Genomic DNA, 25,026 nt, shown 5'->3' with positions numbered 1-25,026 from the left:
AGCCATGGCAAAACCTGCTATTTTTTTTCAATGTTTTATCAGACGCTAAAGGAAACTTGAATGAGTCAACCGTCTTTTCAATCATTTGCTGATTTATTCCAATCATCAGAATTTATTCATCGTCATGTTGGCATTAGCCAAGATGAAAAAGAAGCAATGCTAAAAGCCGTCGGCGCTGACAGCATGGCAAGCTTTATTGAACAGACGGTGCCAGCTTCGGTACGTCTTAGCAAAGAGTTAGATTTACCCCTCAGTATGACTGAGCATGATGCTTTGGCAAAGTTGCGCGGGTTGGCGGATAAAATCAAGGTCAATAAAAGCTATATTGGCTTAGGCTATTATCCGACTCGCTTACCTGCGGTGATTCAACGTAATGTGCTTGAAAACCCAGGCTGGTACACGGCTTATACCCCTTACCAAGCGGAGATTGCCCAAGGTCGCTTAGAGGCATTACTTAACTTCCAACAAGTTTGTATTGACTTATCAGGTCTTGAATTGGCGGGCGCAAGTTTGCTTGACGAAGCGACGGCGGCGGCTGAAGCGATGGCGATGGCAAAACGCGTGGGTAAAAGTAAATCTAACCAATTTTTTGTTGATAGCCGTATCTACCCTCAAACCTTAGATGTCATCAAAACCCGTGCCAAATATTTTGGTTGGGAGATAGTGGTCGGTGATTTTGACGTTGCCAAGAATGGCGATTTCTTTGGCGCAATTTTCCAGTACGTGGGTAGCGAAGGCGATGTGGTTGATTTAACTGATATCATCAGTGAAGTCAAAGCCAAAGGCACGCAAACAATCGTTGCCGCTGATGTGATGAGTCTAGTACTTCTCAAATCACCGGGTAGCATGGGTGCGGATGTGGCACTCGGCAACACCCAGCGTTTTGGTGTGCCGATGGGCTTTGGTGGTCCACACGCGGCCTATTTTGCCTTTAAAGACAGTGCCAAGCGCTCTGCCCCAGGTCGTATCATTGGCGTATCAGTGGATGCCCAAGGTAAACAAGCCTTGCGTATGGCACTACAAACCCGTGAACAACATATCCGCCGCGAAAAAGCCAACTCAAATATTTGTACATCGCAAGTGTTACTGGCCAATTTGGCAGGGATGTATGCGGTGTATCATGGTCCTGAAGGCATCAAACGTATCGCCACCCGCATTCATGCGTTGGCAAGCGCTTTTGCCCAAGCCATCAAACAAGCTGGTATGTCGATTGTGCATGAGCAGTTTTTTGATACCGTGTTGGTGAACACCCAAGGTCAAACTGAGCAAATCTATCAAAATGCCCTCAATATCGGCTATAACCTGCGCAAAGTAGACGATAACCATATTGCCATTGCCTTTAATGAAACCAGTGATGCAGCGGATTTTGGTGTGCTCACGCAGTTATTCACAGGCGTAGCGGCTCAATTATCCGATGATATCAGCTTGTCTTTGCCAGCATCATTGCTACGTACCGATGCGATTTTAACTCATCCTGTCTTTAATCGTTATCACACCGAACATGAAATGCTGCGTTATTTGAAAAAGCTAGAAAACAAAGACTTGGCGATGAATCATAGTATGATTTCGCTGGGTAGCTGTACCATGAAACTTAATGCCACTAGCGAAATGCTACCGATTACTTGGAATGAATTTGCCAATGTGCACCCATTTGCACCTCGTGAACAAGTGGGCGGCTATATCGAAATGATTGAAGGCTTGCAAGAGCAACTCAAAGCCATCACAGGGTTTGACGCTATCTCTATGCAGCCAAATTCAGGCGCATCAGGCGAGTACGCGGGACTATTGGCGATTCGTCGTTATCATGAAAGCTTAGGTCAACCCAACCGTCATATCTGCCTGATTCCGCGCTCCGCACACGGCACCAATCCCGCCACAGCACAAATGATGGGGATGGAAGTCGTCGTGGTAGCCACCGATGAGCGTGGTAACGTTGATATTGCCGACTTGACTGAAAAAGCGGAAAAATACAGCGACAATTTGGGCGCCTTGATGATTACTTACCCTTCAACACACGGTGTGTTTGAAGAAGGTATCCGTGATATCTGTAACTTGATTCATCAACACGGTGGTCAAGTGTATATGGATGGCGCTAACATGAACGCGCAGGTCAGTATGATGCAACCTGCGGATGTCGGTGCTGACGTCCTACACATGAATTTGCACAAAACTTTCTGTATTCCACACGGCGGCGGCGGTCCTGGCATGGGCCCTATTGGCATGAAATCACATTTGGCGCCTTTTATTGCCAACCACGTCGTATCTGCGGTGCCCAATGCCCAAGATGGCATGAGTGCGGTATCGGCTGCCCCGTTTGGCTCAGCCAGCATCTTGCCTATCTCATGGATGTATATCACCATGATGGGTCGTGATGGCTTGGTGCAAGCGACAGAAGCTGCGCTATTAAATGCCAATTACACGGCTATGAAATTAAAAGACCATTACCCTGTACTTTATAGCGGTGAAAATGGTCGCGTCGCCCATGAATGTATCATTGACATCCGCCCACTAAAAGCCGAAACAGGTATCACCGAAGTTGATATCGCCAAACGCTTAATGGATTACGGATTTCATGCGCCTACCATGTCTTTCCCTGTGGCAGGTACTTTGATGATTGAGCCCACTGAGTCAGAAAGCAAAGAAGAGCTAGACCGCTTTATCTCAGCCTTAATTCAAATCAAAGCTGAGGCGATGAAAGTTAAAAACGGCGACTGGCCAGTAGATAACAACCCGCTGGTGAACGCACCACACACCGCACAAGTGGTGACCGGTGACTGGGATCGTCCATACAGCCGTGAAGAAGCCGCCTATCCACTTGCGTATGTACGTGATAATAAGTTTTGGCCATCAGTGAGCCGCATCGATGATGTGTATGGCGACAAAAATTTAATCTGTTCTTGCCCCGATATCTCAAGCTATGAGAATGGTGAAATCGCAGAGTAAAACTCAATCAATACTCACCATATTTTTTTACAAAAGCCATGCAAAAATGTGTGGCTTTTTGCTATAAAGCTCATTGCGAGTCAAAAGAATTCTGCTATGATGCAGGGGACTCAAAAAAATTGTAAACACCACGCGTGACTTCAAACCCATCATAAGTCAAGGATGACATTATGTTTAGTACCATTGCGATTATTATTTCGCTCTTTCTATTAATGTATTTTGCCTATCGCGGCTATTCTGTATTAATTTTAGCACCCTTGATGGCCACCCTAGCGGTGGCGCTGTCAGGCGATATTCTAAGCTCACTGCCTATCTATACCACCGTTTTTATGAAAGCGTTGAGTGGCTTTTTATTGAAGTTTTTTCCCATATTTTTGCTCGGGGCGGTGTTTGGTCAGCTCATGGCAGATTCTGGGGCTGCCACAGCGATTGCCAGAACGGTGGTTAGTAAATTAGGCGCGAATAAAGCCATACTGGCTGTGGTTTTGGTCTGTGCGATTTTAACCTATGGCGGTGTGTCGCTGTTTGTGGTGGCTTTTGCCATTTATCCGATTGCTAAAGATTTGTTCAAGGCAGCAGGGGTGCCAAAAAGGCTCATTCCAGGGGCGATTGCGTTAGGGTCATTTACCTTTACCATGACAGCGTTACCCGGAACACCTGCCATCCAAAACGCCATTCCCATTCCCTATTACGGTACCAATGCCTTTGCTGCACCCATATTGGGTATTATTGGTTCGCTTGTGATGTTTGGCTTGGGCATGCTGTGGCTGCAGCGACGCGCCCATAGCGCCAAAACGGTTGGCGAGGGATATGGTATTCATGAAGATGATGAGCTGCATGCTGATAACCTAGACCCCCATCACACCTCTTTTATGGTGGCGATGATTCCTTTGGTATTGGTCATCGGCATCAATGCCTTGTTAACGTACGCGGTTTTTCCGAGTATGGATTTCTCTGCACTGCAAGCGCAGTTTAAAGACTTGGATATCAAAGGCGCTTTGGGACTTTGGTCAATCATAATCGCTTTAGTCACCGCGATTATTGCGTTGATTGTGCTGCGCTTGGGCAAATGGACGAACTTGCAACACAGTCTTAATAAAGGCACTTACAGCTCCATGTTGCCTATTTTTAATACAGGCTCAGAAGTCGGTTATGGTGCGGTGATTGCCACATTGGCGGGGTTTGCGGTGTTACGAGATAGCGTGTTAAATCTGTCGCCCAGCAACCCATTAATCTCAGAAGCCGTGGCTATGACCACCTTAGCGGGCATCACCGGTTCTTCTTCTGGCGGCTTGAGTATCGCGCTGCCCATTTTAGGCAAAGAATATTTGGCACAGGCGGTGGCACATGGCATCGATCCTGAATTATTGCATCGGGTCGCGGTGATGGCAGCAGGTGGCTTAGACACGCTACCCCATAGTGGTGCGGTGATTACGTTATTTGCCATTTGCCATTTGACCCACAAGCAATCTTATAAAGATGTCGCCATGGTGACGATGGCAATTCCGCTGATTGCGGTGACGGTGGTGATTGCTTTGGGTACCATGCTGGGTTCGTTTTAATCGGTTTATTTTTAACCTGTTTATTTTTAAGCCATTTAGTAGTAAAAAATCCCACTCAGCGGTGGGATTTTTTTATTTATTCAGCGGTCGTTTCATGGTCGCTAGATGGCGGGTTGTTAGCAATCACCCTATCTAAAATGGGTAAAATCTCTGCCATAATCCACGCTTTGCGCCACCCACTCAGCCAAGGGCTTAATGCCGGTTTTTCTGCTGCGACGGCATAAGCATACAGCTCTGACAGCCATTTTTTTCGCATGAGCACAGTTTCATGAATGTTTAGCTCATGCCCCTGTTGTCTAATCGCCTTTTCCAGTTGCTTTTGCACATCGCTAGACAGACTGCGATATGGTAAAGGCAATAGACTTGGATAGGCTGCGTCATCTTCTTTACGTACCTTATCAATCAGCGTCAAAATCTCTTGCCCATACATGCGAATCACATTGGGCTTGATACTGGTAAAACTTAGCTGCTTCATGCTAAAAGGCGGTTTTTCGATGATTTCACGGAGCGCCTGCGGCCGCAGGATAAAAGTGCGTGGTCGATTGATTGATTTGGCAAGTTGTTCGCGCCATTCGCACAGAGTTTGCAGCATGGCAAGTTGCTCGCGATTATCGCGGTAATCAGCGACACTCAAATACAAAGCGTTATCAGGCGTGCTAAAGTTGGCAAAAATTTCTTGGGTATAGCTTTGGCAGTCTTCAATCGCATATTGCCATAAACCTTGCTCGGTCAACTGTGTCTTGATGGCCGCAAACATCGGCAATAAGTAACGCACATCGTCTACCGCATAGCTTTCTTGCTCAGGTGTTAATGGACGCTGCAACCAATCTGATTGGCTTTCACCTTTATCCACATGCACAGCAATCGTTTCTTGCAGCGATTTTTGATAGCCAAGCGAGTTTTCACCGGTCAAAAAACCTAAACCAATTTGGGTATCAAACACATTGCGCAGTGCAGGCAAGTTGGAGAGTAAATAATAAATCCCCAAATCTTCGCCACACGCATGTAACACCACGGTAGGTATATCCGCTAACACTTCCCAAAATTCTTCTAAATACAGCTTGGGCGCGTCAATCAAATAAATCGCGTTGCCTGTATTGATTTGAATCAGCGCAAGAATGGGGAAAAAAGTGTCGCGCTTGATAAACTCAGTGTCTAACGCAATGGTATCGACTTGCTCTAGGTCATCGAGCAGGGCAAAAAGCGCGTCCTGAGTTTTCACCCAATGGATTGGCAAGTCATGAAGTTGTTGTAATTGGGCTGGGCTTAACGGGTTCTGGATGAGCATAACTTGGGTCTTGTGGACGGATAATTTAAGCGTATTTTATGATGAATCTAGGATTTTGTCTTGTCAAACTGATGAAAAGATTTTATAAGCGTCCACGATTTTGCAAGGCTTGACCCAGTGTCATGCTATCTAAATACTCAAGCTCGCCGCCCATCGGGATCCCTTGGGCAATCCGGCTCATATGGGTGACGTAAGGCTTGACCGCTTCACTGATAAAATGCGCGGTGGTTTGCCCTTCTACCGTGGTACTGGTTGCCAAAATAATTTCTTCCACCGGATTTTGCGCGGCTTGGTGTTGCTTTAGCAGTCGAATCAGCTGATTGATGCCAAGCTGCTCCACACCAATGCCATCAATGGGTGATAAATGCCCGCCAAGCACAAAGTATTTGCCATTAAACCCAGCGGTTTGCTCGATTGCCATCATGTCTGCTGCCGTCTCTACGATACAAAGCACGCGCTCATTGCGGCGCGGATCGCTACATACAGGGCAAATATCCTCATCTGATAAACCACGGCATACTTGGCATTGTTTGATATCATGCATCGCCACAATCAAGGCTTCGCCCAGTGCTTGACCTTGCGGGCGCTTATAGCTAAGCAAATGCAGTGCCATGCGCTGGGCAGATTTGGGTCCGACCCCGGGCAGTACTTTGAGTTGTTTTACAAGTTCATCAAATTTTGGCGTTAGCATAGGCGCATTCTTATAAAAATCATAAAAAATAAAAAGCTGACAATCAATTATCAGCTTTTTATGGGGGTTTGACTGCCTAATCGCAAGGCAATTTTTCACTATTTTATAGCGCTACTTTATAGCCCTAGTATAGCCCTAGTGGGTTTAAAATAAACCATTCATGCCTGGTGGTAAACCCATGCCATTGGTGGCACTCGCCATTTCAGTCTCGTGTAGTTCATCGGCCTGACGCACGGCATCATTGATAGCAGCCGCAATCAAATCTTCAATCATATCAGGGTCGTCTTGCAGTAGGCTTGGATCGATTGATAAACGTTTGACCACATGGCGACCATTCATGGTGACTTTCACCAAGCCACTACCCGCTTCGGCATGCACTTCTTTTTCTGCCAGTTTTTTCTTGGCGTTTTCAACGTTTTTTTCGACTTGCTTTTGCATCATTTGCGCTTGTTGCATAAGGGCTTGTAAGTTCATGATTTTTCCTATTTGCTTCTAATATTGGTGGCTCATTGTAGCGAATTTGACCGCAAACTGTCTATTGCTAATCGTTAGCCCAAATTTTTAACATACAACTGCTAGCCTAAAACTGCTAATATAAAATTGTTAACCTAAAAATGCTAAGATACCATCACTCACATAAATGCATTAACAGCAAAAAACTACGACTATTACTATGACAACAACTACACCTGCATCGCTAGAGGTCGCTCTTTATAAAGCCGCTGACGTTATTAGATACGCCCAAAATATTGCCATCCTGACGGGGGCAGGTGTCTCGGCTGAAAGTGGTATTTCGACTTTTCGGGATAAACTTACCGGACTGTGGCAACAATACCAAGCCGAATATTTGGTCAGCATTCAAGCGTTTGCAAAGGAGCCTGCCTTGGTGTGGCAATGGCACCAATGGTGGCGTGGACAAATCGCCGATAAACAGCCCAATCCTGCCCATTTTGCCTTAGGTGAATGGCAAACATTGGCAAAAGAGCAAGGTAAGACTTGGACGTTGTTTAGTCAAAATGTCGACAATCTGCATGAGCAAGGCGGTGCTACGGTGGCAAAACTGCATGGGAATTTGGCCAAAAATCGTTGTCATGATTGCGGCAAGCCGTATACCAAAGCGATTGCTGTCACAGACACTGAGTTAAAGCATTGTGAATGCGGCGGTTTGATTCGCCCGGATATTGTGTGGTTTGGCGAGATGTTGCCCCAAGACGCTTGGCAAACGGCAGAAACGGCAGCGCTCAATTGTGATGTATTGGTGAGTATCGGCACATCAAGCGTGGTTTATCCTGCGGCAGGCTTGATTGATTTGGCAAAACAACAGGGCGCAACCGTCATCGAGATTAATCCCAATCCGACCCAGACCACAGCGGTTGACATCGTGTTACCCGACAACGCAGGGAAAATATTGCCGTTATTGGTCAAGGCGCTGAAATAAAAAAGCACAATAAAACAGTGACATAAAAAAGCCAGTAAATTTTGCTACTGGCTTTTGGGTTCTGGCTAATGGGTTTTGGCTTTATATCAGGCGAGTGTATCCAAACCGCTTTTTAAATCAGCGATAATATCATCGACATCTTCAAGCCCCACTGAGAAACGAATTAAGCCTTCGTTCACGCCTGCCTCGATTCTTGCCTCAGGTGTCATGCGAAAATGGGTCGTCGTCGCAGGATGGGTAATGGTGCTTTTGGCATCGCCTAGGTTATTGGTAATCGAAATCATGTTGGTACTATCGATAACATGCCAGGCTGCCGCTTGGTCAGCCACCTCAAAGCCAATAATGGCGCCAAACGCACCGCCTTGCACATTTTTGAGCGCGGTGTGTTGGCGTTTGGCGATATCATGGGATGGGTGATCGGGCAACCCTGAAAAATGGACTTTGCTGACTTTTGGGTGATTGTGCAAAAATTTAGCGATTTGATTGGCATTTTCACAGTGAGCTTTCATACGCAGTGACAAGGTTTCTAGACCCTTTAGCAACACCCACGCATTAAATGGCGATAGACTAATCCCGCCAGTACGCACTACCCCAAAGGCTTTTTCCATCAAGTCATTGTTACCGACCAGTGCACCGCCTAGCACACGACCTTGACCGTCAATATATTTACTGGCGGAATGCAATACCACATCCGCACCCAACATTAAAGGTTTTTGAATGGCAGGGGTAGCAAAGCAGTTATCGACGATTAATAGCGCATCGTGGTCATGCGCCAGCCTTGATAAAAAGCTTAAATCAGCAATTTGCGCCAAAGGATTGGAGGGGCTTTCGCAGTACAGCACCTTGGTATTAGGCTGCATCGCCTGTTGCCAAGCGTCATTGTCAAAACAGTCTACATAACTCACCTCGACGCCAAACGCCTTAAAGTAGGTATCAAACAGGGCGACGGATGAGCCAAATAATTGCTTGGCTGCTAGCAGATGGTCACCGGCTTGCAAGTACGCCAAACACATGGTCAAAATTGCGCCCATGCCTGATGCGGTTGCCACGCAGCGCTCGCCTTCCTCTAAAGCTGCCAATCTGCGCTCAAAAGCGCGCACGGTCGGATTGGTATGGCGCGAGTAGACATTGCCTTTTTTATTGCCATTAAAATGGTCGGCGGCATCGGCGGCATTTTTGTATACGTAGGAGCTGGTGGTAAAAATCGCTTCGTTATGTTCACCTTCATCGGTACGGTGGTAACCGCCGCGCACGGCGATGGTTTGGTCGGCATACTCTAGGCTCAAATCAAGTGCATCACTTTGCCAGTTGGGGTCTAATTGGGTCATAATGTTACATCTTTTGTGCATCAAATAAATTATGATAGCATAAGTTGGATTTGACGGTGGCTTTCAAGTCAGTATTTTATGCAAAAACGCCATAACAGCCAACTTTTCTCAAGTGATTGGCATTTTAATCAGTGATTTTTTAAAAGGATTCCGGCTTTGGTAGCAGCATTTTATTCAGCATCTGTTGGCTTTGTCAAATTAGTATTGGTCACCTTGGCATCGCAAAAACTCACCACCAAAATTGTGACGTTTTGCTTGCCATTGCTATTTACGCTGCTACTTACGCCACTGACCGCTTGCCAAATGTTGCCGAACAACCCCCATATCGCCGCTACGCTAACTGTGTCAACGCAGCTGACAGGTGCGCAAAAATTTTCCGAAAAATCGCGTATACAAGGTCATTATTTAATCAGCCGTATCAGTGCTAGCAAAAACCCCTCACCGAGCAAATTTTCCGGTTATTATCCGCTGATTGATAGCAGTGATGCGTTCGCCTCACGCAGTATTTTGACTGAAATGGCTCAGCAAACCATCGATATCCAATACTATATTTGGCACAACGATGCAGCAGGGCAACTGATGCTCAAAGACTTATACCAAGCCGCCAATCGGGGTGTCAAAGTACGACTGTTACTCGATGATTTAAACACCAATCCGGAACTTGACCAACAGCTACTTGCCTTTGCTGCGCATCCGAATATCCAAGTGCGATTGATTAACCCCAAAGTGGTGCGCAGTTTTACCCCTGCCAATTTTGTGATAGCACTGCCTCGCTACCAACGCCGCATGCACAATAAAAGCATGACCTTTGACCGCCAGTTATCCATCATTGGTGGGCGCAATATTGGCGATGAATATCTGCGTAAAGATAGCACCGCTGAGTTTGCTGATTTAGATGTTTTGCTTGCCGGCAAAGTGGTCAACCAAATCAATGAGAGTTTTGAAGATTATTGGGATAGTCCTCTATCGTATGATATCGAGCGTTTGGTCAGACCCTCAAAAAACCCCGATCGTAATAAAAGCGATGAGCCATTTTTGGGGACTTTGACTGCGATTGCACCGATCAACAGCCAGTCCCATCTATATAAAAGCTCGCAACTTTATCGGGTACAAAATGGCGCCATAGTCGATAAACAACTGTATAACAAAAAAATCCCATTTCGTTGGCAACCGATGCAGTTTTTGGCAGATGATGTCAAAAAACTGCTTAATCAAGATGATAAAGATAGCCGATTGGTATCCAAGCTTCGAGCCCGTATCGGTACCCCAAAACAGCAATTGACCATTGTCTCATCGTATTTTGTGCCCACTGACTTGGGTGTGCTGCAACTAAGCAAACTCATGGAAAACGGGGTAAAAATCAATATTTTTACCAACTCGTATGAATCAACCGATGTGCCTATCGTGCATTCAGGGTATAACGTGGCACGCGTGCCGATGCTCAAAGCAGGGATTGCGCTTTATGAGTTAAAATCATCTGCCGATGCAGACTTTCGCCGCAAAAAACGTAGCTTATATCGCAGTAAGTATAGCACCAGTTTGCATACCAAAGCCTTTGCGGTGGATGACAAATATACGTTTATCGGTTCTTACAATGTGGATCCGCGCTCTGCCAACATCAATACTGAGCTTGGTGTGCTGATTGAAGATAAAGCGCTTGCCAAATCCTTTCATAATACGTTTGATAACTCTATGCTCAATATCAGTTACCGCGTACATCTTAAGGATAATGAACAACTGATGTGGCAAACCCATGATGATAAAACCAATAAAAAGCTTATCAGCTTGGATAAAGAGCCGCATATGACGTTTGTCAATGGACTTTGGCTAAAGATTTTTTCTGCCTTGCCATTTAAGCGCTTATTGTAAGCTGATATATTACAAAAAACACACATTTTTGATAGTAAAAATAGTACCAAAATCACTATAGTATGCGGTTTCAAAAAGTAATATATCTCAACTGTTAAATCATGACGTTTGCTTGTAATATTTATTTAAATAATTAAATTTATTACAGTTTTGATAAATTACTGTTCAATTTGTCAAGTGATTTAATTTGTCAGGTGAATAGTGACGAATTTAATTCTTTAGCGCGTTAGATAACCTATCTGTCCATTGATTATAAAGCTTGCAGACCTTTAGCCAGCTTCTAGGTGATATTGTCGACTATGCCATTTTTTCATGATGCCAACGAAGAAATTAGGGATTTAAATCGCTACGAAAAAAACGTGGTGTATTTAACGATTTTTGGGGCTTTTTTTGCTTCCTTTGATTTTACAATTTATTTTTATTTTAATGATAGTATCAATCAAGCTTTTTTCCCAGAAAATATACCTGAGTCATTAAAGTCGATTTGTTTTTTGCTGCTGATTTTAGCCGGTTATATGTCAAGACCGCTAGGCGGTTTGATATTGGGTGATATCGGCGATCGCTATGGCAGAAAACATGTGTTGCTGTATAGTTTGCTATTAGTGGGTGCGTCTGGTTTAGTGATTGCCTGTTTGCCTAGCTATCATCATATAGGTGTGGCAGCGATTGTTCTCATGCTATTATTGCGTTTAATTCAAGGCTTTGGCTATGGGGCTGAGGTGCCCGCTTCATGGGTATATATTGCTGAGCATATGCCACGGCGTCAATTAGGGTCAGTGTGTGGCGGTCTTATTAGTGCACTGATTTTGTCGACTTTGATGGGCAATATTTTAAGCTCCACCTTATCAAATATGCTCACCCCTACCCAGATGCAATCGTATGGGTGGCGTATTCCTTTTGTCCTCGCCAGTATCGGTACGCTATTTGCGGTGCTGTTACGAACCAAGCTTGAAGAAACCCCGCTTTGGCTGATGGCTAAGTCTAAAAATCGCTTGGTTAAACGTCTGCCGATACGCCGAGCTATTATCAAATACCGTTATGGTACGGTGATGACGCTGGGCTTGTCCTGGTTTACCGCCAGTGTTTATTTGACGATTTATTTGCTTTTGCCGATTTTGGGCATCCAGTTTTTTGATGTCGATACCAGTTTGATGATGATATCCAATGGAGTGGGTATTATCTTTGGTGGATTGGGGGCTTTAACCTATGGTTATTTTGCCGATCGTTTTAATTCAGGTCGTGTATTTACTTTAGGCTGTATATTTTTAAGCATTGCCAGTGTTATTTTCTTTGTTTCACTAAAAAACAGTAGCGAGTTACTACTGATTAACTATGCGATTTTAGGATTTTTCTCTGGCGTGATTGGCTTAGTCCCAAGTATTTGTGTGCGTCTGTTTCCGGTTGGGGTACGCCTAAGTGGTATTAGCTTTAGCTATAACGTGGCGTATGCATTGGCAGGCGCATTATTGCCTGTGCTATTGGTTTATTTTTCACGTAAATTAATGCTTTCAAGCGCCTTGTATCTGGTGTTTGTCTGTGTGATTGGCATTATCATGGGTATATTGTTGACCAATTTGCATGGTTTGTATCGCATGGAAGATAAGCGGCTGATGAATTCGTGAGTTTTTTCATCCCTAATAGTTGTTTTACCATCGCTTTTTTTAGCGCCCGCTTTTATTGATTGGCTGATAGATTAGCTATAGATTAGCCACTTTTTTTGAATATTTGCCTATGACACTGCCTATAACCCTGCCTATGACCACAATGCAGCATAAACGATTGTCCACCGCACCGATGATTGATTGGAGTACACGCGATTATTGTTACTTTGCTCGATTATTCAATCCTTATAGTTACCTTTATACTGAAATGATCAGTACCTCGGCGATATTGCAGGGAGATACAGACTATCAGCTGCGATTTTATCCCAATGAACATCCTTTGGTGCTTCAGCTTGGCGGCTCAAATCCTGACGAATTGGCGCGCTGTGCAAAAATCGGACAGGACTATGGTTACGATGAAATTAACCTAAATGTCGGCTGCCCGTCCGATCGGGTACAACATTACAAAATCGGGGCGTGCTTGATGGCAGAGCCCAAATTGGTGGCAGATATTGTCTCTGCCATGCGTGATGCGGTGGATATTCCCATCACTGTCAAGCATCGCATTGGCATTGATAATTTTGATAGTTATGAGTTTATGGCGGATTTTGTAGATCATGTGGTGAAAGCAGGTTGTCAGCATGTCATCGTCCATGCGCGCACCGCTTGGCTACAAGGCTTAAGCCCTAAACAAAATCGTGAAATTCCGCCCCTTCGCTATGAGGATGTGTACCGCTTAAAGCAGGATTTTCCCGATGTATTCGTGGAAATCAATGGCGGTATCACCACTATTGATGACATCAAAACCCATCTGACGAAAGTCGATGGTGTGATGATTGGGCGTGAAGCTTATCACAACCCTTATATTCTAGCCGAAGCCATGCAGCTGTGGGACGAGCCAGTACCTAGCCGAGCGGATATTTTTTATCAATTACTGGATTTTTTGGCAGCCAGTGACGCGCGTGGCACACCATTGACGGTCATTATGCGCCATTATTTGGGCTTGTTCCAAGGATTGACAGGCAGTCGTAAATGGCGTCAGGCGCTTAGCGGGCAAAAATCCCTCTCGGTCGCCCAAGTTCGTGAAGCGGGTGAATCGGTATTGGCGTTGAATGAGGGTTAAAAGTTAGCTAAAAAAGACTAACTGTATAAATACTGCCACATCGCCAAGCCATTATTCATCATATGCAACACCACAGGCAATAACAGTGACCCTGACATGATACGCCCATAGCTAAATAACATCGCTAGACAAAAAATCCCCAACAACTCGACCACCCCGTATTGCATATGAATCACCGCAAATACAATACTAGTTAGCACACTGGCGCCCCACATACCAAGCTTTGAGCTGGCAAGCCCTGTCCACATAAACCCGCGAAATATCACTTCTTCATAAATCGGCGCAAATACCACCATCGCCAGCACAAGCAGCCACCGTGGATGTGCGGACTCAGCAAGATTGTCCATAAACATCATGGGCTCGCGACCCAGCCAGACGGTAACTAGATTGATGATAATGTTCAGCACAATCAGCAGCGCGCTACATTGTAACAACTGATACCAAGTAAAGGGATTAAGGGCAAGATAATCTTTGATACGGCTGTTTTTAAATCGGATAAACAAATAAACGCAGCCGAGCACCATGGCTAAGGTAAAGCCTAGCGCTAGACTCATTAAGGTGCCGTTTTCACTGCCCTGCAACACTTGTTCAGCGATATCCAAATTTGCGGCATCTTGTAGCACCCATGGTGCAAATAACACCACGCCAATCAATTGACTGGCAAAAAACACCGCTAATAACACCATAGATAGCACAATGGTCTTTGGCAAATCGTAGATGGGGGTACTAGGCTGTAATGATAAATTTTGCACATTAAACCCTTTAATAGCTATTTGTATTGTTACCGGATATCATGATTGACTGAGTGAATAAGCGCTTTGATTCGTTCAACCGTACTGGCTGGGTATTCTAACGGGAACATATGTCCGCCTTCATGCACTTCAAAATCAATGCCCATACGCTGTTTGACCAGCGCAGGGAACCCTCGTTTGAGAAACAGGCTGTCTTTACCAATTATTTGCTTGGCAGGGACAGCCGGCGGATGGTTAGGTTTTTGCCAGTAAAGTGAGGGATTAGTGCGAAACACCGCTACTTCCACCGCTTTTGGAATGGTAAGCGTCACTTGGCCATCTGCCGTATCAGTCAAGCCATAACGAATAAAATCATTAAAACAGCGCTCATCAAAGTATCGATAGAATGCCTTATGCCGCAGATGCTCGTAGGCGACTTCACGGCTTGGCCACGTGTCACGGCGATGGCTTGATAGACCTGCAGGCGTGAGCCTATCTACCAACCGTGGGCTAAAGCGTTTTGCCCAATGTAGTGCCATCGAATAGTAGCCATGAATGAGCGGTGGGTCTAAGGCAATCACTTGGCTAAATAGCTCGGGCGCCTCATAGCTGGCTTGCAGCGTGCACAATGCACCAAGCGAATGCCCTAGCCCGATGACCTTGGTTTGCCCGCGGGCGCTTAAGTGCGCTTGGATGCTATCAATCACTTGTTGGGTCAGTTTTTGCCAATGATTGTCAACCGGATAACGCGGGTCAATGCCTAACGCTGGAATATAGACAATATCAAATTCATCACTCAGCAAATCAAACAGAGATTGATAGGTTCGTGATGGAATCCCATTGGCATGTGCAAAGTGTATCAAGGGTTTTTGCCCTGCCTCTGCTATCGCTGTTATGCCCTGTATGCCTGTCGCTAGCGTTGGCGCAGAGGGCAAACCAGTAGCTAAAGGATGCTGGCTCGTCTTAGATGACATGGTTATTGCATCCCTTTGTCATTTGCAGCCGCGTGGGTTAATTGGCTGGCAAAGCCTTTGGAGACCGTTTCGCCAAACCCATAGCCGATTTGGCTGGCAAATTTACCCAACACTTTTTTCACCGGGTCTTCTGGGTTATATTCCACGACATTGTCTAGTTTTAGCTGAGACTCAAGGGTGCTGATGCCGCCTTTTTTATCTGCCAAACCGAGATTAATCGCTTGCTCACCACTCCAGAATAACCCAGAAAAAAGCTGATTGGCGTCAGGGTTTTTGAGGCGATTGCCGCGACCTTGTTTGACAGCATTGATAAAATGGGCGTGGGTGTTATCAAGGACACCTTGTACATGTTGGCGCTCAAACTCGGAGAGCGGGCGGCTCATGCTTAAAATATCTTTGTGCGCACCGGCTGTCATGGTGCCATCTTTAACGCCTAGTTTATCCATCAAACCTTGGACATTGTAGCTTGGCATAATCACGCCAATTGAGCCGACCAAGCTTGAGGGATTGACCCAAATTTCATCTGCCGCAGATGCGATATAATACGCGCCCGAAGCACCCATATCTTCGATAACGGCATACAGTTTTTTGTTAGGATGGGCTTTTCTCAATTCGGTCATGGTTTGCCAGATTTCATCGGATTGTACAGGCGAACCACCCGGTGAGTTGATGCGTAACGCCACCGCTTGCGCTTGGTCGTTGTTAAACGCTTCCGTCAATGCTTCGCCCACCGCTTGACTATTGGCTTCATTGTCGCTGCTGATAACGCCTTTGACATCGACGACGGCTAAATGCGGTTTGCTCATATCGATATCACTCATGCTACTTTTGGCAGAGCCACTACAGCCTTTTGCCACTACCGCGCCAAATAGTAGCACATACCCCAAGGTGATAAGCTTAAAGAAAATACCCCAGCGTCTTGCACGGCGCTGCTCCACAAGGCTTGCCATCAGGGTTTTTTCTAGCAATTGCCATTCTTTGCCTGCGTATGGCGCATTGGGTGGCAAGTTTTGTGCATGGTTTGGTTGAACAGGTGGCTTTGACTGTGAGGGTTGGTTGGGATCGGGTGGCCAATTATCTGACATAAAAGTTCCTTTGCAATAGGTAATTTACCGCCCATGATAGGGGGAAGCGGTCAAAATTACAATCACTGCCTTGTAGCCAAATCGTCAAGTATCAGTCCGTATCATCTGGGGCGAGCGCGTACATTACCGCGCCCATTTGATCGGCATATAGGACTTCGAACGAGTGGTCGGAAGGGTTATCCACTGACCAACTAGTCAGTGATAATTGGCTATCTTCGCCCAGTTTTTGCGACTTATACGCGCCTGTGACCACATGCAGTAAGGAAGGTTTTGTCAATGCTAGCCACGATGGTTTAATGGATAAATTATAGGGCTGAATCAGTAAGTGCGTCGCCGATACCGTGCATAATTTTTCAGTCATTTGCATGGGGATATCGCTATTACCTGCCAATATCAGCACATCGTAGGGTTTGCTGGTTGGCGCCTTGAAACGGATGTGAATATAACAGGTTTGGGTCGCTAGCTTTTGCTCGTCGGTTAAGGCTAAATCCAAGTGCCATCCCGACACCGCTGTCACTTCCAAGCCATCTTTTTGCCAACGTTGGGCGGTTTGGCAGCTGCGGGGTGTAATCGCACGAAAACTTGTAGATACAGTCTTATCTGTCACATCAAGCCTGCTGTGTTCGACATCATACCCAGCCAGCCAGTAGGCTTGAACAGGTAGATTGGTGGCAAGTTGTTGCACCAGCTCATTGACGCGGACACTGGGCGTTTGACTAATCACCCCAGTTAATCGGTGAACCTGCTGATTTGCCAACAGCGGATAAATATCACGGTTCAACAGCGAACTGATTTCTTCATCAACTGCAACATTACGGATAGCTGGTTTGGTTTTCAAAAAATTGGGTTTATCCGCCTGAGCGGCTTTGACTTGGTTATCGGACAAAATAAGCCAGCTATCATCGCCTTTCTTTAACAAACTAATTACCAGTTTAGGGTTATCACCAACTGCTAGAGTCGGTTTGTTGTTATTTAAGCTGCGCTGCTGCAGTGGCAATAATATCAATAGCATAGCCAGTGGCAACATAAGCATTCTAGGCAACAAGCCTTTTAACAACCCCAGTAGTGCAATTAACAAACACAGGGCAAGCTGCGTTTGTGACAAGGCAAAAAATGATTGTTTGGCAACACCCGTGTCGATAAGTTGATTGAGCAAAAGATGAAATACATTGAGCAGGGTTGTTAGCATCGACCAAATGATTTGACTCAGCCAATCCCCTACCACAGGTAGCCAACTAACGACGCCTGCCAACATATCCAAGGGTACAATCACTAAGCCTAAAAATGGTACGGCTAGCAAGTTTACCAAGATGCCAATAACCGATACTTTGCCAAAAAACCACACCACGATGGGCAGCATCCAAATAAATAGCCAAATTTGCAGTTTTAATAACGCCTTGAATTGATGGCTGATGATTTTAACAAAACCACTCAGCACATCGCTGCGTGCAGTAGGCGCTAGTAACTGACTAACATCCTTAATTTCAATGGCGCTAACTGTCCCTATTGTCTCGCTAAATTTTAACAGTAAAACCACCGCCACAAAGGACAACCAAAACCCTGCTTGCCCGACTGCCGTCGGTTCTAGCCAAATCATGCCTAACGCAACCCAAGCCAGCAGCCGATAAGCAGAAAAATTAACCAATAACTGTTTCGACAGCGTGAGCAGTAACAGCATCCAAAATGTCCGCTGGGCAGGTATTTCAAAACCCACCAGCAGCGCATAAAACCCTGCCATCACTACACTCACCCAGAGTACCAATAAACTACTCGGTAATTTGACCAACAACTGCGGCGCAAGCCACTTAAAAATCCATAATACAAAAACAGATACGATAGAAGCTAGCATCAGCACATGCGGGCCTGAAATTGCCAATAAATGGCTAATCCCCGTGATTTGATAGCGATTCTTAAGGTCGCTATCCATTAGGCTTTTATCACCGGTTAACAGTCCCAATAAGATTGCATGGCTTTGGATAGCGCTCTGAATTGAACTTTGACTACCATTCTGACTAGAACTTTGGCTAGAAGTTTGACCAGAAGTTTGAAGCACGGGTTGGGCAGTATCGTTTTTAGCATTGACTATAGCGGTGGATTGTTTCAGCAGGGTGCTATGCAAATTATCGAGGATTTTTTGGCGTAGTTGCCAGCGCAATTGTTCGATAGCAATAACCATACGGTCTTTGACATGAGATGGGTTAAATTCCCGTAGGCTATTTTTTTCAATACCGATGATCACTCCCTTTGCTTGCACCCCACGCTGCCTTAACCATTGCGCTTCATCAAATCCTAGCATGAGCGGTTTGGCATTGCTGGGTAAGCTTGTAGGTTTACGCTGTGCAATGGGCTCAAGCTGTAATTTTACGTTAAGCTGCATGCCAGGTCTTAACTGCGACAAGGTTGCTTCCCAATCAGGGTTGTCTTTGATGTTAGCGCTAATCAGTGCCGTTAGCGGTGGCCGGGGGGTTGATGACGATGCATCAGCATCGCTGCCCTCATCAACGCGGACTTGCAGGATTTGTTTGATGAAACCATTGCCAATTAGGGCATTATCATTTGATAATGGGCTTATTTGGCTCAGCGTATCGCTGATCTGATGCGATTCAACGATGGCATCCACTGTGAGCGCTGAGGGCAATAACGTGTTTTGATACAGCTTATAATGATATAAACCATAACTGGCGCTCAACATGAGCGTCAGCAAAAAGATAAAGCTTGATAATAACGGTAAGGCAAAACGGTAGGCGAATGCAGGGTTTGGCGATGCTCTTCTTAGCTGTTTACGGTTGCAGCCATGGTATAAACCTACATTGATTAGCAGCGCTATCAACAGGGCTACTGATAAAACATACCAAATTTTTGCATCATAACTGGCTATCTCATAACTTGTTAGCGCAGAACCTATCATCCAGGGTTGATTTGCTAGTGTATTTACCACTAAAAAACCCAACAAACTGGCAACCGTGATGAGCCAAATCATGTTTCATCCTTGATAAAGATAGCGATAGCACGCTACTTCCCTTACAATTATCGAATGAACGATATAGTAAAACAAATAACAATTTTTGGAAATTATTAATCGATGTTGACTCAATTGATTAGCGGCAATGACAATACCTTAGCCGTAGGGAAAAAAAGTATTCAAATCAGTCTAGGGATTGCAGGATTGATACTGGTTGTTGACTGTGGGCTATTGCTAGCCAATCGTGTTTTTCATATTGGCACCCTAGTGCCATTGGGCATAGGGCTAATTTTTTTAGGCCATGCGATATATTGGGAGCGTATCCAACTTTATTTGGCGTCACAGCCGTCATTAAAAAAATTATGGCAGCTGGTTTGGCTACTATTTTTTGTATGGTTGATAAGTTTTTGTGTCTTTGTCAGCTATTTAAAACAGCACTTTAACACCGATAACCATCCTAAAGCAGCGCAAGCGATTATTGTCTTAGGTGGCGGAACAAAAGATAATAAGCCGACCGATGCGGTAAAACTGCGTTTGGATAAAGCCTCTGAAGTCATCAAACGTTTTGCAAACGCACTCGTGATAACCAGTGGTGGTTTTGATGCGGGGGAGGATGTCAGTGAAGCCAAAGCGATGGCGGACTATTTACATGACACCTATGGCATCAGCTTGGCGCATATTGCGCTTGAAGAACACAGCACCAGTACCGAGCTTAATTTTATCCATAGTAAAAAGATTCTAGCGCAGCAAGGGATTGCCTTAAATCAACCGATAATCGCAGTCACCAGTGATTTTCACACCTTGCGCGCAAGCCTTATTGGTAAACGACAAGGATATACCAATTTACAGGTGGTCGGGTCTGACACCCCTTGGTATATCCGTCCAAATGTGTGGTTTCGCGAATACTTTGCTTTTATCAGCGGTTGGCTACTCGATGAGTATTAAGCCACCCACGTACCATTTTGTAAGGCTAATTGCTTATCCGCCAACTGTGCCAATTGGCGGTCATGGGTGACCATCAACAGCGCGGTATTAAAATCTTTTTGTAGCTCTGATAGGATTTCAAAAACCGCCTGTGCATTGGCGTAGTCTAAGTTCCCTGTGGGCTCATCTGCCAGTATCAATGAAGGCTTTGTCACTAGCGCCCTAGCAATCGCCACCCGTTGACGTTCGCCGCCAGACAGCTCGCCTGGGCGATGGGTCAGCCGATGCCCTAGTCCTACTTTTTCCAATAATTCAATAGACTGTTGACGCGCCGTTGCAATTGGCACTGATTTTCGCATCAATAGCGGCATTGCCACATTTTCAATGGCAGTAAACTCCGCTAACAAATGGTGAAACTGATAAATAAAGCCCAAATGCTGATTACGAAGCTCACCGCGCTGGGTTTCATTCAGATCATTGATGCGTTGCCCATGTAACCAAACTTCCCCACTGGTCGGCACATCTAAGCCACCTAAGATATGTAGCAAGGTACTTTTACCCGACCCGCTAGTGCCAACAATGGCGATGCGCTCGCCACTGTTAATACTGATATCCAAATGATTGAGCACATTCGTGGTGGTTTTACCATCTTGATAGGTCTTGGTGATATTGTTTCCTGTTAAAATCGCCGTCATGGCTCACTCCTATTCATAACGTAATGTTTGAGCCGGTTGAATGCTAGCTGCTCGGCGTGCTGGGTAAATGGTTGCCACAAAACTTATTACCAGCGAGGCCGCCACGATGATGGATACGTCTTTCCATTCAAGTTGTGACGGTAAATAGTTGACAAAATAGGCATCAAATAAATGTAACCCAAATAAATTATTGATACCGCCTACCACATCGCTCACGGTCAACGCTAAAATCACGCCCAAAATAGTTCCCGCAACGGTACCAATCACCCCGATAAACAATCCTTGCACCATAAACACTTGGGTGATGAGCTTAGGCGATGCACCAAAAGTTTTTAAAATCGCGATGTCCGCCTTTTTATCAGTCACCAGCATCACCAAGGATGAGACAATGTTAAATGCAGCAACCAAAATAATCAAAAACAGCAATAACCCCACCATGGCTTTTTCCATTTGGATGGCACCAAATAAATTCCCATGCGTCGATGTCCAGTCACTAGGCATAAGCATATTGGGTGCAATGCTCGCGGCTTGCTGAGCCACTTGTGGTGCGGCAAACAAATCCTTTAGCTTCATGCGAATACCTTGTGCTCCCGCAGGCAGACGCAATAACGTAGCCGCATCATTCATCGGGATGAATGCCATAATGTTGTTGACTTCAGGGCTGATGTCATACACCCCAGTGACGGTAAAACGCTTAAAGCGCGGAATCACGCCAGCAGGCGATGGCGAAGCTTCTGGCAACACTAAGGTAACCATATCGCCTTGTTTCACCCCCAGTGAATCCGCCATTTGCTTGCCAATCACAATGTCAAATTGACCTGCTTTTAGACTATCGACACTACCACTCTCCATATGCTGGTGAATAATCGAGACTTTTTTCTCATAGCTTGGCTCAATACCGGTCACCATGATACCTGCAACTTGTCCATTCGCGGTGAGCATACCCTGTAATTGGATAAAAGGCGCAACGGCTTCAACTTTGGGGTTTTTTTGAATCGTTTGTGCCAGCGTCTGCCAATCTGGGATAATTTCACTGGCAGTGACGGTGGCTTGCGGCACCATGCCCAAAATTCGACTCTTGAGTTCGCGGTCAAAGCCATTCATCACCGATAACACGGTAATGAGCACGGCGACGCCAAGCGTCAAACCCACCATTGAAATCAAAGAAATAAAAGAAATAAATCGGTTACTTCGCTCAGCACGGGTATACCGTAATCCTAAAAACAAAGCCAACGGTCGAAACATAGCATTCCTAAAAATTATCACTATTTTGATGATACCAGCAGGCAATGAAATAGCTTATTTCAAAACTATTATTCATGCCTGCTAAAAGCGTGTTAGTCTGACACACTTTTTTACCGTTTTGGCAAAAGTTTTTTTGCAATTTTGCTAAAAATTCGCAGAATCAAACATATCCGCGCAATAAATTGTGGATGTTTTAAGCAAAATAAGGTGAAAAAATTCTGCATGTCCCCATTAACATAGCAGAATTAAATTTCATCCCTGCTTAATCAAGGGTTAATCCATTGATAAAAGATAGGTTAATAGCTGATACTCGTTGATTTAATCGGGATGATTTGAAGGCTGATATTAGCCTATTGATAGCTGATAATGTAATCATTAAAATTTTGATAAATATCGTGACAGCTGTTTAGTTTATTAAGTTTGTTTGCAATATAAGCCTGTTGTTACTGATAAACCTGTTGTTACTTAAAGGACGTCTTATGACCAATACCCACCAACCCCCTTCTTCAAATGCCCCCAGTACGATTAGCCTAAACTGTGATCAAGTGGTTGGTCATGCAGATCACTGGTCATGTTTTACCAACAATATTCCCGATGACGTCCCAAATTGGTTGCAATCGCATATCGATACTGCCACCATGCCTACCCCACTAAAGACTACCAACGCCACGTCTTCGCATATTTTACTATCGGGTAATCAGCCAATTCATGTCAATCAAGTGATTGAAATTGATAGCAATCGCTCACCCAAACGTTTGATTAATGCGTTTCCTTGTGTCAATAGTCCTTATGGGCAATGGGTCACTATTGAAGGTGTCTATAAATGTGACAATCAGATAGAGGCAATTTTGCGCTTAAAAACTGATGACAATACCGTGCTGTATGTATTTGACCAGTATTATGCCATCAATGCGCACAACTATGAAAAAAATCACCGCTACTTAATCAATCTGAGTGCATTTGCTTACAACGTAAGCTTGAGTAACCGCTCAGAAACCATTGTGGTTGATGACCCTGAAGCGATTCGCTATCACCGCGCTTTTAATGATATTTTGACCAAAAATAATAACGTTGCGCCAAAAGACCTTGAAGCCCAAATCGCCGCTTGGCAACCTAGCGAAAACGACTTGCCGCTGGAGCCAATTGAAATCAACGTAGGACACATGTGTGCTTATTTATTTGGTGAAACCATCGGTCAACAAGATGAAGCTTGGTGTCAAGGTCAAATTATTGGCAAACAGACTGCCAGCTTTAATGGCGTTGAATTTGTATTGCTTGATGTGGTGATATTACGTGAAAGCCTTGATAATCCTGTTGTTATTCGTTTAGCGGTCAACGCCGATAACATCGACTCAACCATTCAAGTCAATGACTATATTCAAGCCAACATCTGGCTACAGGGCGCTATTTTTATGGAAAATCAGAAAAAAGCAGCCACCAATTATAGAGCGTTTTAAGCCTTTCCCCGCTAAAATCATTGGTTAAATTTCTCGAAGCCACTGCCGACTATGACAGTGGCTTTATTATTTTGTAAATAAATGTAAATTTTGCGCGTTATTTTATTTAATTCATTGAATTGACTATAATTTTATATTATCGTTATTTTAAATTTGATTTTAATCAATTTTTATCAATCAACGTCATAAATTCTATAGCGGCTCAGTCATAAATCCTATAGCGTCTCAACCGCCTACCCAATATCAGCCGCTAACGTTTATGAGTGTTATATCAGTTATTTTGGGAAGATGACCCATGCCAAATCAGTCGACTAAATCCGCAGATTCTACTTCAGACGCTATCCAAGCCCAGACTGGATTGGTAAATCACAGCCCACTCCCACTATCTGCTCAAACGACCCTAACCACCTTAGCCACTCAAACTAGCCCAGTCAATGGTCTGATGGTTTATACCACAGGTTTGCTACTGTACCCCACCCAAGCACGCGATAAAAAAAATCACCGAATATTATCGATGATTTTCTTTGTACTCGGGGTGTTAGTGATATTTCGGTTAACACACGGATAATGCGCGCAATATCCTAAATTATTTGATAAGCCCGATTACACTTGTGTATTGGCTAAGATGTCTTTGAAAAGCTGTTTTTGCTCAGCGCTTGGGCTTGCAGTTTGGATAGACATTAATTGTCCCATATCGCCTTCGACGCGGATTTTGCCAGACATAAAGGCTTCCATTGCACGGTTCATATCACGGTCTAAAAAGATTGCTTTTAAGGTATCGGCATCAAGTTTTAAGGTGGTTAAAGCGCCATCTTTCAAACCCTGATGAATTGTCCCATCATAAAAAGCTGCATTGACTTCTTGATTGTCGCTATCTGTGACTTGTAAATTAATTGACATATTTTTAATCGCAGGTGGTAGATTTAGGTCACCTGCTTTATTGGTTAATTCGTCAACTTTGTCAAACCATTCTTGTGTTAAAATTTTAGCCATTTTAAATCCTCATTATCGTTAGTTGTATTAAAACTTGTGCATCTTACCGAGATTTTGTATGAATGGCAATTCTCTAACCCATAATAAACCTATTTCTAGAACAACGATAATGGCGCT

Annotated in this window: 20 protein-coding genes; 9 read left to right on the top strand and 11 right to left on the bottom strand. The window is 44.7% G+C overall.

What is annotated here, in order from left to right; genetic code table 11:
- Positions 1-60 precede the first annotated feature (60 nt).
- Entirely contained in the window at positions 61-2,943 is a 2,883-nt protein-coding gene (gene gcvP / locus RT422_RS05765; RefSeq protein WP_313421620.1) for an aminomethyl-transferring glycine dehydrogenase, read from the top strand.
- Positions 2,944-3,113: 170 nt separating this feature from the next.
- Positions 3,114-4,505: a GntP family permease gene (locus RT422_RS05760; RefSeq protein WP_313421618.1), complete on the top strand. Its 1,392-nt coding sequence runs from the start codon at positions 3,114-3,116 to the stop codon at positions 4,503-4,505.
- A gap of 76 nt (positions 4,506-4,581) precedes the next feature.
- Here the strand turns inward: RT422_RS05760 and RT422_RS05755 are convergent, their stop codons facing one another.
- From RT422_RS05755 to RT422_RS05745, 3 genes are all read right to left on the bottom strand, one after another.
- A complete protein-coding gene (locus tag RT422_RS05755) occupies positions 4,582-5,793 on the bottom strand; it encodes an HRDC domain-containing protein (protein WP_313421617.1) in 1,212 nt (403 codons plus the stop codon).
- 82 nt (positions 5,794-5,875) lie between these two features.
- Complete coding sequence (recR, locus tag RT422_RS05750; RefSeq protein ID WP_313421616.1) at positions 5,876-6,484, bottom strand: recombination mediator RecR; 609 nt, start codon at positions 6,482-6,484, stop codon at positions 5,876-5,878.
- Positions 6,485-6,628: 144 nt separating this feature from the next.
- Positions 6,629-6,958, bottom strand: coding sequence for a YbaB/EbfC family nucleoid-associated protein (locus tag RT422_RS05745; protein ID WP_007115923.1), 330 nt, complete (start codon positions 6,956-6,958; stop codon positions 6,629-6,631).
- A 199-nt stretch (positions 6,959-7,157) separates the two neighbouring features.
- On the opposite strand from RT422_RS05745, the gene RT422_RS05740 reads away from it, so the two are divergent.
- A complete protein-coding gene (locus tag RT422_RS05740) occupies positions 7,158-7,922 on the top strand; it encodes an NAD-dependent deacylase (protein WP_313421615.1) in 765 nt (254 codons plus the stop codon).
- Between the two features lie 86 nt (positions 7,923-8,008).
- On the opposite strand, the gene RT422_RS05735 is transcribed toward RT422_RS05740, so the two are convergent.
- Positions 8,009-9,250, bottom strand: coding sequence for an O-succinylhomoserine sulfhydrylase (locus tag RT422_RS05735; RefSeq protein ID WP_313421614.1), 1,242 nt, complete (start codon positions 9,248-9,250; stop codon positions 8,009-8,011).
- A 156-nt stretch (positions 9,251-9,406) separates the two neighbouring features.
- Here RT422_RS05735 and RT422_RS05730 point away from each other — a divergent pair, with 156 nt between their 5' ends.
- From RT422_RS05730 to dusA, 3 genes are all read left to right on the top strand, one after another.
- The gene (locus RT422_RS05730; RefSeq protein WP_313421613.1) at positions 9,407-11,119 is read left to right on the top strand and encodes a phospholipase D family protein; all 1,713 of its coding nucleotides are present in this window, start codon (positions 9,407-9,409) and stop codon (positions 11,117-11,119) included.
- A gap of 299 nt (positions 11,120-11,418) precedes the next feature.
- On the top strand, positions 11,419-12,741 hold the full coding sequence (locus RT422_RS05725) for an MFS transporter (RefSeq protein WP_312534637.1): 1,323 nt from the start codon (positions 11,419-11,421) through the stop codon (positions 12,739-12,741).
- Positions 12,742-12,874: 133 nt separating this feature from the next.
- Positions 12,875-13,843: a tRNA dihydrouridine(20/20a) synthase DusA gene (dusA, locus tag RT422_RS05720; RefSeq protein WP_313421680.1), complete on the top strand. Its 969-nt coding sequence runs from the start codon at positions 12,875-12,877 to the stop codon at positions 13,841-13,843.
- A gap of 17 nt (positions 13,844-13,860) precedes the next feature.
- Here dusA and RT422_RS05715 read toward each other — a convergent pair whose 3' ends face one another.
- The 4 genes from RT422_RS05715 to RT422_RS05700 form a co-directional block, all read right to left on the bottom strand.
- Positions 13,861-14,595 carry a type II CAAX endopeptidase family protein gene (locus tag RT422_RS05715; protein WP_313421612.1) on the bottom strand — a complete coding sequence of 245 codons (735 nt, stop codon included), beginning with the start codon at positions 14,593-14,595 and terminating at the stop codon, positions 13,861-13,863.
- A 29-nt stretch (positions 14,596-14,624) separates the two neighbouring features.
- On the bottom strand, positions 14,625-15,548 hold the full coding sequence (locus RT422_RS05710) for an alpha/beta hydrolase (protein ID WP_312116394.1): 924 nt from the start codon (positions 15,546-15,548) through the stop codon (positions 14,625-14,627).
- A gap of 2 nt (positions 15,549-15,550) precedes the next feature.
- Positions 15,551-16,633 (bottom strand): signal peptide peptidase SppA, encoded by a 1,083-nt coding sequence (gene sppA / locus RT422_RS05705; protein ID WP_313421611.1) that lies wholly within the window; start codon positions 16,631-16,633, stop codon positions 15,551-15,553.
- 91 nt (positions 16,634-16,724) lie between these two features.
- Positions 16,725-19,613: a ComEC/Rec2 family competence protein gene (locus RT422_RS05700; protein WP_313421610.1), complete on the bottom strand. Its 2,889-nt coding sequence runs from the start codon at positions 19,611-19,613 to the stop codon at positions 16,725-16,727.
- A 102-nt stretch (positions 19,614-19,715) separates the two neighbouring features.
- Between RT422_RS05700 and RT422_RS05695 the strand changes: the two genes are divergently transcribed.
- Complete coding sequence (locus RT422_RS05695; RefSeq protein WP_284034286.1) at positions 19,716-20,540, top strand: YdcF family protein; 825 nt, start codon at positions 19,716-19,718, stop codon at positions 20,538-20,540.
- Here RT422_RS05695 and lolD read toward each other — a convergent pair.
- Both lolD and RT422_RS05685 read right to left on the bottom strand, forming a co-directional pair.
- Positions 20,537-21,214, bottom strand: coding sequence for a lipoprotein-releasing ABC transporter ATP-binding protein LolD (lolD, locus tag RT422_RS05690; RefSeq protein WP_284034287.1), 678 nt, complete (start codon positions 21,212-21,214; stop codon positions 20,537-20,539). The genes RT422_RS05695 and lolD overlap by 4 nt on opposite strands.
- A 9-nt stretch (positions 21,215-21,223) precedes the next feature.
- Positions 21,224-22,459, bottom strand: coding sequence for a lipoprotein-releasing ABC transporter permease subunit (locus RT422_RS05685; protein ID WP_284034288.1), 1,236 nt, complete (start codon positions 22,457-22,459; stop codon positions 21,224-21,226).
- 479 nt (positions 22,460-22,938) lie between these two features.
- Between RT422_RS05685 and RT422_RS05680 the strand changes: the two genes are divergently transcribed.
- Together RT422_RS05680 and RT422_RS05675 are read left to right on the top strand one after the other, a co-directional pair.
- The gene (locus RT422_RS05680; protein ID WP_284034289.1) at positions 22,939-23,916 is read left to right on the top strand and encodes a hypothetical protein; all 978 of its coding nucleotides are present in this window, start codon (positions 22,939-22,941) and stop codon (positions 23,914-23,916) included.
- Positions 23,917-24,211: 295 nt separating this feature from the next.
- Complete coding sequence (locus tag RT422_RS05675) at positions 24,212-24,484, top strand: hypothetical protein (protein WP_284034290.1); 273 nt, start codon at positions 24,212-24,214, stop codon at positions 24,482-24,484.
- Between the two features lie 35 nt (positions 24,485-24,519).
- On the opposite strand, the gene RT422_RS05670 is transcribed toward RT422_RS05675, so the two are convergent.
- The gene (locus RT422_RS05670) at positions 24,520-24,909 is read right to left on the bottom strand and encodes an SCP2 sterol-binding domain-containing protein (RefSeq protein ID WP_036597947.1); all 390 of its coding nucleotides are present in this window, start codon (positions 24,907-24,909) and stop codon (positions 24,520-24,522) included.
- Between the last annotated feature and the right edge of the window lie 117 nt (positions 24,910-25,026).

The sequence above is a fragment of the Moraxella sp. CTOTU49803 genome, from assembly GCF_032097965.1.
GTDB classification, from domain to species: Bacteria; Pseudomonadota; Gammaproteobacteria; order Pseudomonadales; family Moraxellaceae; genus Faucicola; species Faucicola tetraodonis.
The sequence above is the reverse complement of the archived record's forward strand: the minus strand, read 5'-3'. Positions and strand labels throughout refer to the sequence as shown.